We start from the raw sequence: 13,494 nt of genomic DNA, 5'->3' as shown, positions 1-13,494 counted from the left end.
CCGGGCCGGGCGGTACGTGCCGCTGCGGGGCGTGGCGTGATCACCCCCGGTCCCGGCCCGCCGCGCCCCAACCGGGCCTCCGGCGAAGGTGATTCGGGCCCCTACCCACGGGAATCCGCCGGCGTGATCGGCTACCCCCTCGGCGGGACACCATCGCCGCCCGCACGCCCGTCGCCGGATGCGAGGTGCGACCGGCTCGCCTCCCGGGGCTCCGGTGGTCCCCGTCCGAGGGGGCCACCGGACGGTGTCCTGCGGGCACTTCACGGCGGACGAGGACCCGGTGTGGATCACGCGGGAGACCCGGGCCCCCGCCGAGAGGCCGAGAGCCGAGCGCCGCCCGCCGAGCGGGCACCGCTCTGTCCCTGGCTGCCGGCTGACCCGTTCGGTCCGCCCGTCTGGCCGGTAGGAAGCCCGCTGCATCGCGTCATCTGTGCGACGGCCGTCAACTGCGTTGCCTGGCACCCATGTTGAGAACGCCGCACCGGTGCGGTCCGAGCGTGGGCCGTGTGCATGGATGGCGCGGACGCGGTGGTCTCGACGGCCCGGGATCTTTCGGAGCGGGCGGCTTCCGCCTGCCGGCCGGGAACGCCTCGGCGATCAGCAGTTGGCCGACTGCCGGGTCCACAGGTCGGCCGGCACGGCGGTGACCGCGCGGCCGTCCCGGTCGAGCAGTCGCGCACTGTGCTTGATCGGTCGGATGGTGACCGCCCGGTCCACGATGTTGAGTTCGGGTGCCCGTTGGGTGATGTCCCTTTCGAAACCGGGGAGTTCACGCAGCGAGGAGAGCCAGGCGATGCAGAACAGGTTGCTCGGGCCGGCCACCGCCGCGGCCAGCCGTACCTGCGGCATCCGGGCCAGGGCCCTGCCCGCGAGCGCCAGGTCTCCGGGGCGGGTCGACGCCCACAGCGAGGCGGTCACCGGGCGGCCCACCGCGCTGCGCGCCACCTCGCACCGCAGGAGGACGGAGCGGGTCGCGACGAGCCGGCGGAGCCTGCGGGCCGCGGTGCTCGTCCCGATGCCGAACCGCGCGGAGAGTTCGGTGGCCGTCACTCGGCCGTCGCGGCTGAGTTCGACGGTGATCCTGCGGTCCAGTTCGTCGCGCAGGCCCGGTGACCACGTCGACGGGATCGGGCTGTTCGGCGCGGCGGCGATCACCCGGCGGCCCTCGCTGTCGAGCGCGCCCAGCCGCCAGCGTGCTCCCTCGGTGAACCCCTGGGTGAAGAGGTTGGTCCGCGTCGCGCGTACGCCGGGCAGCCGCCGCAGGCGGCCGGTGACGTATGCGACGAGGCGGGCAAGGTCGGGAGCGGTGACGGTCACCAGCAGGTCCCGGCCGCCCGCCGTCTCCTCGACGGTGATCGCCTCCGGGTCCTGGGCCACGGCGCCCGCCACGGTGTCGGTGGTGGATGCCTCGCATTCGACCTCGACCACGGCGCTGACGCTGTCGTCCAACGTGCCGGGATAGCCGGTGACCCAGGCAAGGCCCTTGTCGGAGATCCGCTGCCAGCGCCGGGCGACGGTCACCGCGTCCGTGCCAAGTGCCTTCGCCACCACGGCCCATGGGGCACGCGGGGAGATCTGCAACGCGTTGATCAGCTGGAGGTCCGTTTCGTCCAGGTCGGCAGAGATCTGCATTCGACGGCCCCTCCTCGACAGGATCCTGCGGTGATACGGGAAAACAACACCCGGTGGCTAGCTTCTGTCAATCTCAGCGCCCCAGCGATCCATTGGAGCCAGCCATGGAGCCTTCTCTCTCGGCGTCCCCGCCCCGGTCCGGCGACCCCGCCAGGCCCGGCAGGGACGATGGTCCGGCCGTCACGTCCTCAGCGATGAAAGTCGTCGGACTGCTGGTCGGAGTGGAACTCGTCAGCGGCATCGTCCAGGGGATGATGGCCACGCTCACCCCCGCCCTCGGCGCTCACTACGACGTGTCCGCCTCGGCCCTGACCTGGGTCAACACCCTGTTCTACGTGTCCGCCGCGATCTGGGTCCCGCTGCTCGGGCGCCTGGGGGACATCCACGGACACCGCCGCCTGCTCCGGGTGGCCGCCACCCTGTTCGCCGTCGGCACCGTCGCGGTCGCGATGGCGCCGGGCTTCGGCACTCTGCTGGCGGGCCGGGTGCTCCAGGCGGGGCTGCTGGCGCTGCTGCCGCTGGAGATGGCACTCGTCCGGGACCAGCTCGAACCTGCCCAGGCCCGCGCCGGCATCGGCATCCTCATCGGGGCACTGACCACCGGAGTGTCACTGGGTCTGGTCGTCGCCTCCGAACTGTCCCGCGCGCTCGACGGACTCACGCAGGTGCTCTGGGTACCGGCCGTGGCCACGGTGCTCGTCCTCGCGGTGCCCTTCTTCTTCGTCCCGGAGTCCACCCGCAGGGCGAAGGCGGGCATCGACTGGGCCGGTACGGCGGCACTGTGCCTGTTCCTGATCGCGCTCCTGCTCGGAGTCGGCCGCGGCCCGGCCTGGGGCTGGGGCTCCGCACGGACGATCGGGCTGTTCGTCCTCGCGGCGGCGCTGCTGGCGTTCTTCGTCAAGCACGAGCGCGGGACGCCCGAGCCCGCGGTGGACGTACGGCGTCTGGGGCAGCCCCGGATGCTGGTGCTCTTCCTGGCCGCCGCGCTGATCGGCGCCGCATCGTTCGGGTCGCAGACGGCCCTGATCACCTTCGTCGCCAGCCCGCCGAAGCAGCTCGGCTACGGGCTGGGCATCAGCACGGACCAGTTGGGCTGGTACATGCTGCCGACGGGCATCGCCGCCCTGGTCGGAGCCGCCCTGATGAACCGGGTCGGAAGGACGGTCGGCCACCGTGCCACGCTGTTCGGGTCCCTCGCGGTCACCGCCGCCGGCTTCGCCGTCCTGGCGGTGTGGCACGACACCCGGCCCGAGTACCTGATCGGCACGATCGTCATGGGCGTGGGCAACGGCGCGGCGATCGCCGCCCTTCCGGCCGCCATCCTGGAACGCTCCACCGAGACCGAGAGCGGCATCAACGCCGGCCTGTACAACACGCTTCGTACCGTGGGCGGTTCGATCGCCGGTGCGATCTTCGCCGCGGTGCTGTCCTCCATGGTCCTCACGGGATCCGCCGTGCCCAGCGAGAGCGCCTACGTCGTGGTGCTGTGGCTGTGCGCCGCAGCCTGTCTGCTGGCCGCCTGTCTGACCCTCGTCGCCGGCCGCACACCCGCCGGGGAGCCGGCCGCGTCACGGGCACTGCCGGAGCCGGCGACAGCCTGACGCCGCACCGAACTCCCTTCCCCGCCAATCCCGTTGGCCTCGCCTAAAGGCACGAGTACCCACCCACCAGTACTCACCCCACCTGCGCGCCCCTACCCATTGCGCACACCCCTGTCCGCACACCCGGTTCACACACCGGTCTACCGCCACACGTGAGAGCCGGGCGCGGACACACACCCGCAACGCACATCGCAGAAGAGGAAACACATGACCGACAGCATCAAGGCCACCGGCAGTGACACCCACAACGAGGCCCGCACGGACGGTGGTCCGGCGAGTGACCCGGCGGAACTCCGGGCGAAGCTCAAGGCCGAGGTGTGCGCCGAGATCGACCACTGGGCAGACCACATCACGGCACTGAGTGACGACATCATGCGCCACCCCGAGACCGGCTACCGGGAAACCCGTACCGCCGCGGTCGTCGCCGAGCAGTTGCGCGGGATGGGCCTCGAACCGGTGACCGGGCTCGCCCGTACCGGCGTCAAGACCCGTATGAAGGGCCGTAGTTCGGGCGTGACGGCAGCGGTGCTGGGCGAGCTGGACGCCCTGGTGATACCCGGGCACCCACACGGAGATCCCGAGACGGGGGCCGCGCACGCCTGCGGGCACAACGCCCAGATCGCCTCCATGGTCGGCGCGGGTCTCGGGCTGCGCGCGGTGATGGACCGGCTCGACGGCGACGTCGTCCTCTTCGCCGTTCCGGCCGAGGAATGCGTCCAGGTCCAGTGGCGCCTCGGGCTGGTCGACGACGGGGAACTGCACCACACCGCCGGCAAGGCGGAACTGATCCGGCTCGGGGAGTTCGACGACGTCGACATGGCGCTGCTCACCCACGCCGGTGCCGCAAGCCCGGCGATCGGTGTCGGCGGCGAGGGCAACGGCTCCCTGGTCAAGCGGGTCCGCTTCACCGGTCGTTCGGCCCACGCCGGCGGTACTCCCTGGCTCGGTATCAGCTCCTACAAGGCGGCCACGATCGCCGTCGCCGCGATAGACGCGCACCGCGAGTTCTTCAAGGACGAGGACAGCGTCCGGGTGCATCACCTGATCACCAAGTCCGGTGACTCGGTGAGCGCGATCCCCGCCCGCACCGAGATGGAGATGCTCATCCGCGCCGCGAACGTGGAGGCGATGCGCGACGCCTCCGACCGCATCGACCAGGCGCTGCGCGGGGCCGCACTGGCCATGGGCGCCGACGTGGAGATCACGACCGGCGTCGCCTTCCTGCCCTTCCGCAACGACGGCCCTCTCGCGGAACTGGCCCACGCCAACGGCTGCGAGCTCGTCGGCGAGGACGACTGCGCGCTGGTCAGCGGCAACTTCGGTGGTTCCACGGACATGGGCGACCTCGGGTACGTCATGCCGGTGGTGCAGCCCTTCGCCTCGTCCGGCCGCGACGGGGCCGCGCACGGACCGGAGTTCTGGACGGAGGACCACTACGCTGCGGCGGTCGTCCCCGCCAAACTGATGGCGATGACCGTGGTCGACCTGCTGGTGGACGGCGCGACGCAGGCCCGGCGCGTCATCGAGGAGAGCGGTCCCAAGATCGGCCGCGAGGAGTTCGTCGCGCTCCACGACTCGCTCAGCGGCACCCGCACCTGGCCTGCCGCCGCCCAGCAGTAGTCCTGTCACCCGCCGGACCTGGCCTGTCACCCGCACGGCTCTCGCCGTCCTCGACCAGCGGCTGCGGTCGCACGGCAACGCCTTGAGCGCTCAAACACGGTAGCGCGCCCATGAGTTGGCCGACGGCCGTCAGCCGTCGGCCGCCGGGAGTCCGCGGGGCCGTGAGGCCATGAGTCTGGGGTTGCCGTGGTGCGGCTGTTGTGGGCCTGTCTCCCGTCGGGAGGGCTACCGTCGGCGGGGGAGGGGACGACCGCTGAGCGTCCGCCATCGCCTGCGGCGGAAGACCCGGCCGGCCAGGACGGGCGGGTCTTCCGCTCGTGAAGCGGCCGAGGGGCGCGGTGGTCCGCCTCAGTCGGCGGCGAGGAGATGGGCGGGGGCGATGCGGGACAGTCCCCGGATCGGTACCGCCAGCGCCGCCACCACCAGGGCGGTCGCCGCGAGTGCGGCCAGCAGCGCGGAGCCCGTGATCGTGAACAGGTGTCCGTGCAGCACGCCCCGGCCGAGGGCCAGCACCCCGGCCAGACCGGCGGTCGCACCGGACAGGCCGCCCAGCAGGGCCAGTCCGACTCCCTCGTAGAGGGTCAGCTTCGCCAGTTCGCGGTTGGTCCAGCCGGTGGCCCGCAGCACCGCGAGGTCGGCGGCGCGTTCGCGCTGCGAGATGACCAGGACGTCGACGGCGCCGGCGGCACCCAGCAGCAGGGACAGGGCGACGCTGAGATAGTCGGCCGAGCGCGCCTGCGCGACCACGGCACTGCCGAGCAGGGACCCGGCGACCTCGCCCCGGAAGGCCAGCGTCAGGGCGAGCAGCACCGTGAAGGCGGCCACTCCCAGCGCCAGACCTGCCGCGCCCAGGAGTGTGCGGCCCCGTACCCGCAGCAGGTTGAGCGCGGCCATCGCGGCCACCGAACGCACCGGGCGGGCGCGGCGGGCGGCCGTCACCGGGGGGCGGACGGCTTCCATCGGTCCCAGTCGGGTGGCGAGCCATGCGGGTATCAGTCCCGCCGCCGTGGCGAGCACGAGCGCAACCGGGAGCACGAGGAGCGACTTGGCACCGGCTTCGGGCTGTCCCAGCACGCGGCCCAGCACGTACGCGAGCACCGCGCCCGCGGCGCCGGCTGCCAGCCCGATCATCGCCAGTTCGCCGAGGATCAGGCGGAGCACCTCGCCGCCGCTCCAGCCGAGGCAGCGCAGCGTGCCGATCTCGGTGCGGCGCGAGCGCACCGACGCCAGCGCCGCCTGTCCCAGGAAGAGCGCGCACACGACGAGGACCAGCACGAAGAGCACCGCACTCTTGGTGTCCACCGCCCGCAGGATGCGCAGGGCCACGCCTTTGGCGACCCAACGCTCCGTCACCTGCGCCGAGGCCAGGGCCACCGTCTGCGGCGCGGGCGAGCTGCCGACGGTGACGTCGACCTGGAGCCGGGGGTAGGCGGCCCGGATCTTCCCCGCCACCGCGTTCACCCGCGCCCGGGAGGCGGGATCGACGCCGGTCACTCCGGCCACCCGGATACGGATCGCGCTGACCGGCGCCTTGTCCTGGAGGCCAGGGACGCGGCGGCTCTTGGTGAGGGCGGTGATGGAGTCCATCGTCGTCAGCATGGTGGGCGGCGGGCTGACGTAGCCGCCCAGGTTGCGGTCGGGCTGCAGCGGCTTGCCGTGAAGCTTTGTCCGGGTCGCGGCGTCCGCTCCGGTGACCTGCGGTGCCTGGTAGGTCTCCAGCGGGGTGTCGGACAGGGGCGAGAAGCCGGGGAGCCTGGCGGTGTCGTAGCGGCCGACCAGGCGGACGAAGGGATTGGGCAGGCGCCCGTAGTCCACGTTCTGGCAGGTCCCCAGCCCGACGCAGTCCGTGGCGGCGTGGCTGGTGACCTTTCGGTACTGGGTGCCCTGGTGGTTCTCCTCGGGGACGCCGGGGAACGGCTGCAGGTTCGTGTTGATCCACAGGCCGGCCTTCTGCGGCGGCTGCGGCTGCGCGGCGAGTTCGCCGTCGGAGGTCCGGCGGTAGGTGACCGGGCCGACCGTCCAGTAGGCCCCGGTGTCGAACGAGTCCTCGTTCAGTGCCTTCCGGTAGCCCTTGCTCAGATCGACCCGGGTGCTGCCCACCGTCGTGCCGTGCAGGCTCCGGACGAAGACGTCGGCCGTCGGGTTGCCCAGCTTCGAGGGCAGTTGGGCCGGGTCGCCGACGTCGAGCCGTTCGACGGTGGCGTCGAGGGTGCCGGTGGTCAGCGGGCTGTTACTGAGCAACGCCGGTATGTAGGAGTCGTGTTGTCCGTGGACGCTCTTGGCGGACGATACCTTCCACGGCTTGTCCTGCTCGGTGAGCATGCGTCCCGAGGTGATGGTGCCGCCCAGGCCGACCAGCCGGTCCTCGGCGACGGGGTCGACGGCGGACAGCAGTACGGGGTAGCTGACCGGAACGTTGACGGTGGCCTTGTCCTGGCCGGACTGGCAGTTCATCCGCGAGCTCAGGTCCGGGTCGAAGGGCGACCTGTCCATGAGGTCCTCGGCGATGATGTTCGGCTTCAGGGGCAGAGTCGTGTTGAAATCCGTCCGCCCGGTCTTGTCCCAGTTGAAGTAGAAGCAGACGTCGTACTTCCCCTTCAACTGGTACCGCCGGGTGCTCTTGTCGAGCGCACCCTTCTCCAGGGTGTCGGACTCGAAGAGGTCGTCCGACTCCGTCGCCGAGGTCAGGGGGGAGCGAGTGAGGTAGACGTACTCGTCCGAGGTGCGGTAACTGCCCAGTCCGGAGGTGAGCGTCGGGCTGATGCGCAGGATCTGCCGGGACGCCTTGCTGTCCAGGAAGCGGGAGACGTCGACCGTGACGGTGCTCGCCACCATGAGGTAGCCGATGTTGGCGACCGGTGCGGCCACGTCGACCCCGCCCATCCCGCGGATGCGTCGGTACTGGTCCATGGTGATGCCGCCGAACGTGCCGGACAGGAAGTTCGGCGCGACCAGTCCGCTCTGCCGCTCCACGTCCGTCTGCGCGTCGGGCGGGCGCACCAGGACGTCGTACGCGGACCGTGCGTTCTTGCGCACGGTGCCCACGGTGGTCGCCTGGCTCGTGCTCGCCGTCGCGGTCAGCAGGGTGAAGCCGGTCGCGGCCACCAGGATTCCGGCGGCCAGTGCCATCGCGCGCCCGCGCCGCCGCCGTATCTGGTCGAGGATCATCGTGATCACGGGCGCAGGCCCCCCAGCCGGTTCAGCACGTCGCCGGACGGCGTGACCCGCTGGTCCGAGGTGATCCTTCCGTTCTGCAGCCGCACCACCCGGTCGCCGTTGGCGGCGACCTCCGCGTCGTGCGTGGCGATCAGCATCGTCATCCCGTACCGCTCGCGCAGTGACATCAGCAGATCGAGCAGCTCGCGCCCCGTGCCGCTGTCCAGGTTGCCCGTGGGCTCGTCGGCCAGCAGCAGTCCCGGCCGGTTGATCAACGCGCGTGCGACGGCGACGCGTTGCTGCTGGCCGCCCGACAACTGCGAGGGCAGCGCGTCCGCCCGCCGGTCCAGGCCGACGGCTTCGAGCAGTTCCATGCCCCGCGCACGCCGGTCGAAGTCCACCCTGCGCGGCAGGACGGGGGCGAGCACGTTGTCCAGCGCGGTCAGTGCGGGCAGCAGGTGGAAGCGCTGGAACACGAAGCCGATACGCCGCCGGTGACGGTCCAGGTCCCGGCGCACCAGTTCGACGCCGTCGATCTCCACGTGTCCCTCGTCGGGCTGGTCCATGCCACCCGTCACATGCAGGACGGTGGACTTGCCGGCACCGGACGGCCCGGTCAGCATCACCACCTCCCCGGCCGCGACCTCCAGGTCGACCTCGTCCAGAGCGGTCAGCCCGGGATACCGGCGGCTCACCCCGCGCAACGCCACGCTCACAGCCATTTGATGCGGCCTCCCCCTCGTACATCGCGCCACAACGCGGCCCAACGCGCACCTGCATTGCGACAATTCAGGGGTATGTTGTCACAATGTAGAAGGGACGTATATGCCGCTCCACCACGCCGTGCTCGCGCTGCTGACCCGGCGGCCGAACCACGGATACGAACTCAAGGCCCGCTTCGAGGAGGCCATCGGCCCCCAGTGGGGCGGCCTGAACATCGGCCACCTCTACCAGATCCTCGAACGGCTGGTCCGCGACGGCTACGTCTCCCGCTCGCAGGTCACGCAGACCGACCGGCCCGACAAGAACCTCTACACGCTCACCGAGGCGGGCGAGACCGAACTGCGCTCGTGGGCGACCACCGCCTGGGTGCGCGTCGGCGGCTTCCGCGACGAACTGTTCCTGAAGCTCCTCGGCGCCTGCGCCCTGGGCCCGCAGACCCTGACCACCCTGATCGAGTCGCAGCGGCGGACCTACCTGTCCGAGCTCGCGGGCCTGGCGCAGCAGCGCCGCGCCCACGCCGACGAACCGCTGGTCGCCGTCCTGATCGACGCCGCCATCGCGCACACCAAGGCCGACCTCGGGCTGCTGGACAGCGCCGCACAGCACCTGGGCCCGCTGGCCGCGGCACAGGGCGCGACGGCACCGGAGCAGGCACCGTCGCAGGCGGGGAGAGACGGCGACGAGACCGGAGGGGGCGAGGGGACGATGGGGGAGCGTACCGAGTCCGCGTAGGGGCAGGGTGGCGACTCGTCAGCGGTGTTGCCAAGGTGCTGACTCTGCGCCACGTGGATACGTGGGTACTGCTCCGCAGGCGGTGGACCTCCCCACCGTCCGCCGACGCGCCAAGGACGAGGCCGCACCGATGATGTGGGGGACCCGGAGGCACCTGGCCACGTTCCACGACCGAGGCCGAGCGCCCCGCACTCTGGGACCGGATCAAGAACGACTACGAGGGAGGCGAGGAGGTGGCAGGGCCTCGGCCACCGACCGGCCCGCCAGCGCCTGGCACAGCCGGTCGGCATGCGGCTCGTCGACGACCGCGGCCAGGGCGGGGGCCTCGATGACGTAGGAAGGCACGAGCAGCTTCACCGGCCGGGACGCCGGCAGGACCGCGCAGGGCGCACCGTCCGTGTCGACCACCAGCACCCCGGGCAGCCGTTGGGACGCCGGCGTCCGGGGCCGCTTCCAGGGCATCGCTGTCCAGGGCCACCGTGGGGTACCCGGTGGCGAGTTCACGTGCGCGCATCGCCAGTCTTCTCCGCTCGTGCCGTGTGCCGCGGCATCCGGTTGTGCTCCGCAGTCTCGCCCGGCGTGGGCCGGCTGTCGCCGAGGGCAGTTTGCGACGGCGGGGCTGGGCGTCGTCAGGAATGCCTCCCGGCCGTCGACCCGGACGGGGCTCAGGAGCCGTCCGTTCCGCCCGCCTGCGCCGGCCGCGCGCCCAGACCCCGCGCCCACCGGGCCCGGTCGGACCCCGCCGGGTACGGCAGCGCCTCCGCCATGGACTCGGCCCGCGTCAGTTCCGCCTCGCCCTCCTCCGTGCGGGTGAGGTGGGTGAGGGACGTGCCGAGGGCTATGCGGGCCTCGACCTCCGCGAGGCGTTCGCCGGTCTGCTGGGACCGGGTCACCTCGGCGCGGGCCAGGCGGCGGGCCGTTTCGGGGCGGCCCGAGAGGAGTTCCGCCCAGGCGGCCAGGACCGGAGCGTCCGTGCGAGCGTCGCCGAGGGCGCGCAGGGCGTCCTCGGGACGACCGGCGGCCAGGGCCAGTTCGGCACGGGCGGTGCTCACCTCGTACCGGGCCTGGCGGTCTGCGAGGCTGTCGGCCGAGGTCGCCGCGCGGTCGAGGAGTTCGGCGGCGTCGACCGCGTCGCCGGTACGGGTGCGGATGCGGGCCAGCGTGGCCAGCGCGTACGGCAGGCACCAGATGTCGTCGTCCTCGGCGCTCGTGACCGCCGCCTCGGCGAGTGTCCGGGCCGCATCGAACTCCCTGAGCAGCAGGCGGAGTTCGGCGAGGTTTGCCCGTTCGAACGCGGCGGCCGTCGGGTCTCCCGAGCGGTCGGCGAGGTCCAGCGCGCGCCTGCCGTACCCGACCGCCTCGCGCAGCCGCCCGTAACGCCGGGCGTTCTCCCGCAGGGTCGACAGGACCCCGCCGAGCAGCGTCGGGTCGCCGTACGCCTCGGCCGGCGGGAGGGCCAGGTCGCCCGCCTCCCGTGCCTCGCCGAACCGGCCCGCGAGCCCCAGGTTGGTGGCCTGAAGGGCGTACGAGCGCGCGAGCAGGCCCTGACCGGGCAGGCCGGGGACCTGCCCGGACGCCGACTGGGCGCGGCGGGCGGCGTCGTACCCGGCCGTGTACCGGCCCTGGACACCGCAGAGCATCGCCCGGGCCAGGTGGTGCGCGGCGACCGACTCGGCGGCGGTTCCCGGGCCCGGCCGGTGGGCGCGCAGCAGGGTGATGCCGGACCGGGGGACGCCGGTGCGGCCGATGATCTCGGCGAGGCGGGCCGCCGTGAGGACCTCGTCGTCGTGGTCGCCGCGCCGGACGAACTCGGCGAGGGCGAGGCGCAGTCCGGCAGCCGCCTGCTCGAAGTGGCCCATTCTGCGCAGCACTTGGCTGTGTGCGAGACGGGCGCGGGCGGCGTCGACGTCGAGGCGGGCGACGAGGTCGCGGTAGTAGCGGTCGGCGGTGTCGTTGGCGTAGAGCGCGGCGGCGCGTTCGGCGGCGCGGCGCAGGTACTCGGCCGCCCGCGGGTCGTCGGCGCGGGCGAAGTGCGAGGCGAGCGTGTCGACCGCGTCGGGGCGGCGCCGCAGTACGGTCCGGCCGAACGCGGCGTGCAGCCGACGGCGCCGGATCGCGCTCAACTGCTCGTAGCAGACCAGGCGGACCAGTGGGTGCCGGAAGGCGAGGCCGGCCTCGGGGCGACCGGCCACCACGACCTGGCGTTCCTCGACGAGGGAGGCGGCGATGGCGAGTTCGAGCGCGTCGGTCGCGGCGGCGCCGGTGACCGCGGGGTGCAGGCCGTGCTCGGCGACGTCGAGGAGCTCGGACAGGGCGGCGTCACCGCCCGCCGCCGACAGTGCCTCCACGATGCGGCGGGCGTCGGGGGCCAGCCGGACGAGCCGTTCGCCGACGATCCCGCGCACGCTCTCCGGGGCGACCGTGCCGAGTTCGCCCCCGTCCTGGTCGGCCAGCCCCTGGGCCAGTTCGAGGGCGAACAGCGGGTTGCCCAGGGAGAGTTCCCACACCCGGGGGTCGGGTGTCGTGCCTGCCGTGTCGCGCACCACCGCCAGGCACGCGGCCCGGTCCAGGCGCCCCACCTCCTCGCGCGCGGCGAGTCCCTGGCGCAGCAGGTGCGCGAGGGACGCCCGGCGGGTGTCGCCGTCGGCGAGTTCCTCCTCGCGGTAGGTCACGAGGAACCGCAGCGGGGTGCCGCGGTCGGCGGTGCGACGGGCCAGATGGCTCAGGAGCTGGAAGGAGCCCGCGTCGGCGGCGTGCAGGTCGTCGAGGACGAGGAGCACCGGCCGGGCCGTGGCGAGGTCGCCGAGGAGGGCCGCGCTCGCCCGGAACAGCCGGTCGCGTTCCTCCTCGGGGCTGCGCTCGCCGGCCGGCGGGACCTGCCCCAAGGACGGCAGTACGGAGGCCAGTTCGGGATACTCGGCGCCGACCCGGGCCCGTTCCCGTGCCTCGTGCTCGGCGAGCCAGCCGTCCAGTGCCTCGGCGAACGCCCCGTACGGCGCGTGCCCCTGGGCGTCCTGGCCGCCGCCCCACAGCACGGCGGTGCCGGCCTTCGCGGCGCGCCGGGCGACCTCGCCGACCAGCCGGGTCTTGCCGATGCCGGCCTCGCCCGTGAGCAGCCGGACCGGGGGCCCGCCGGCGTCGAGCAGCCGGTGGAGCAGTTCGTCCCGGCCGCGCAGCGGGGTCGCCGACCGCACCCGCAGCGGGGCGGGCAGGGAGGCGGTGACGGGGACGGCGGCGGGCGTGGCGGCCAGCGCCGCCCTGTGCAGCCGTTCGATCTCCGGGCCCGGCCGCACGCCGAGTTCGGTGTCGAGGATCTGGCGGCAGGCGTGGTACTGCTGCACGGCGCGGCGGCGCAGGCCCTGCCGGATCGAGGCGTCGATCAGGACGCGGTGGGCCAGTTCCTCGGCGGGGCTGGCGGCGAGCACCTGCTCGGCGAGCGCGGCGGCCTCGGCGGCGGCGCCCTCCGCGAGGCGGGCCTCGGCGAGCCGCAGCAGCAACTGCTCGCGCTGGAGGGCGAGTCGGGAGCGGCGGGCCTCGGTCCAGACGGTGTACCGGTCCTCGGGGAGCAACTCGCCCGTGAACAGGGCCAGGGCGGCACCGAGTTGGGCCGCGCCGCCGTCGGTGAGGGCGGCCGTCGCGGCGTTCTCCGCCTCGTCGGCGTCTATCCGTACGGACGTGGGAGCGAGGAACAGCATCCCCGCCTCGGAGATCAGGTACGACGACGCGGCGCGCGGGGCGAGTTCGGGTTCCAGGGCGCGGCGGGCGGAGTGCAGCGCGACGCGCAGGCTGCCCGCCGCGGACTGGGTGTCGGCGCCCGGCCAGCAGGTTTCCATGGCCTGTTCGCGGTGGAGACGGTGTCCGGGGACGACGGCGAGAAGTTTGACGAGGGCTCGGGCGCCGGGCCGCGGCCAGCGTTCGGCGAGTTCGGGGCCGCTGTCACGAGTCGCTCGGAATCCACCGAAAAGGCGCAGAAGCAGCAGCGGAGCAGCGGAATCGCTTCCTCCGGTCCGTGGTGCGTTCATGTAGTCGC

At 73.0% G+C, this 13,494-nt stretch carries 8 protein-coding genes; 3 read left to right on the top strand and 5 right to left on the bottom strand.

Going from position 1 to position 13,494, the window contains the following annotated elements; all coding sequences use genetic code 11:
* Positions 1-597 precede the first annotated feature (597 nt).
* Entirely contained in the window at positions 598-1,632 is a 1,035-nt protein-coding gene (locus ACFZA0_RS33855; RefSeq protein ID WP_391024111.1) for an AsnC family transcriptional regulator, read from the bottom strand.
* 194 nt (positions 1,633-1,826) lie between these two features.
* Here ACFZA0_RS33855 and ACFZA0_RS33850 point away from each other — a divergent pair, with 194 nt between their 5' ends.
* Together ACFZA0_RS33850 and ACFZA0_RS33845 are read left to right on the top strand one after the other, a co-directional pair.
* Positions 1,827-3,233, top strand: a complete 1,407-nt coding sequence (locus tag ACFZA0_RS33850) for an MFS transporter (protein WP_391024109.1) — start codon at positions 1,827-1,829, stop codon at positions 3,231-3,233.
* A 207-nt stretch (positions 3,234-3,440) separates the two neighbouring features.
* The gene (locus tag ACFZA0_RS33845; RefSeq protein ID WP_391024107.1) at positions 3,441-4,853 is read left to right on the top strand and encodes an amidohydrolase; all 1,413 of its coding nucleotides are present in this window, start codon (positions 3,441-3,443) and stop codon (positions 4,851-4,853) included.
* Positions 4,854-5,201: 348 nt separating this feature from the next.
* Here ACFZA0_RS33845 and ACFZA0_RS33840 read toward each other — a convergent pair whose 3' ends face one another.
* Positions 5,202-8,021 (bottom strand): FtsX-like permease family protein, encoded by a 2,820-nt coding sequence (locus ACFZA0_RS33840; RefSeq protein ID WP_391024173.1) that lies wholly within the window; start codon positions 8,019-8,021, stop codon positions 5,202-5,204.
* A gap of 5 nt (positions 8,022-8,026) precedes the next feature.
* Positions 8,027-8,731, bottom strand: coding sequence for an ATP-binding cassette domain-containing protein (locus tag ACFZA0_RS33835; RefSeq protein WP_391024106.1), 705 nt, complete (start codon positions 8,729-8,731; stop codon positions 8,027-8,029).
* Between the two features lie 103 nt (positions 8,732-8,834).
* On the opposite strand from ACFZA0_RS33835, the gene ACFZA0_RS33830 reads away from it, so the two are divergent.
* Positions 8,835-9,464, top strand: a complete 630-nt coding sequence (locus ACFZA0_RS33830; RefSeq protein WP_391024105.1) for a helix-turn-helix transcriptional regulator — start codon at positions 8,835-8,837, stop codon at positions 9,462-9,464.
* A 204-nt stretch (positions 9,465-9,668) separates the two neighbouring features.
* Here ACFZA0_RS33830 and ACFZA0_RS33825 read toward each other — a convergent pair whose 3' ends face one another.
* Complete coding sequence (locus ACFZA0_RS33825) at positions 9,669-9,926, bottom strand: hypothetical protein (protein ID WP_391024104.1); 258 nt, start codon at positions 9,924-9,926, stop codon at positions 9,669-9,671.
* Between the two features lie 203 nt (positions 9,927-10,129).
* Positions 10,130-13,486, bottom strand: coding sequence for an AAA family ATPase (locus ACFZA0_RS33820; protein ID WP_391024102.1), 3,357 nt, complete (start codon positions 13,484-13,486; stop codon positions 10,130-10,132).
* Between the last annotated feature and the right edge of the window lie 8 nt (positions 13,487-13,494).

This window comes from Streptomyces sp. NPDC008150, from assembly GCF_042956945.1.
GTDB lineage: Bacteria > Actinomycetota > Actinomycetes > Streptomycetales > Streptomycetaceae > Streptomyces.
Note: the sequence above shows the minus strand (reverse complement) of the source record. Positions and strands in the feature narration are given on the sequence as shown.

What these genes read in the sequence shown, in the direction of transcription:
- ACFZA0_RS33845 (WP_391024107.1), top strand. Translation starts at nt 3,441, where the DNA reads ATGACCGACAGCATCAAGGCCACCGGCAGTGACACCCACAACGAGGCC.
- ACFZA0_RS33825 (WP_391024104.1), bottom strand. Translation starts at nt 9,926, where the DNA reads ATGCCCTGGAAGCGGCCCCGGACGCCGGCGTCCCAACGGCTGCCCGGG.
- ACFZA0_RS33850 (WP_391024109.1), top strand. Translation starts at nt 1,827, where the DNA reads ATGAAAGTCGTCGGACTGCTGGTCGGAGTGGAACTCGTCAGCGGCATC.
- ACFZA0_RS33830 (WP_391024105.1), top strand. Translation starts at nt 8,835, where the DNA reads ATGCCGCTCCACCACGCCGTGCTCGCGCTGCTGACCCGGCGGCCGAAC.
- ACFZA0_RS33840 (WP_391024173.1), bottom strand. Translation starts at nt 8,021, where the DNA reads ATGATCCTCGACCAGATACGGCGGCGGCGCGGGCGCGCGATGGCACTG.
- ACFZA0_RS33855 (WP_391024111.1), bottom strand. Translation starts at nt 1,632, where the DNA reads ATGCAGATCTCTGCCGACCTGGACGAAACGGACCTCCAGCTGATCAAC.
- ACFZA0_RS33820 (WP_391024102.1), bottom strand. Translation starts at nt 13,486, where the DNA reads ATGAACGCACCACGGACCGGAGGAAGCGATTCCGCTGCTCCGCTGCTG.
- ACFZA0_RS33835 (WP_391024106.1), bottom strand. Translation starts at nt 8,731, where the DNA reads ATGGCTGTGAGCGTGGCGTTGCGCGGGGTGAGCCGCCGGTATCCCGGG.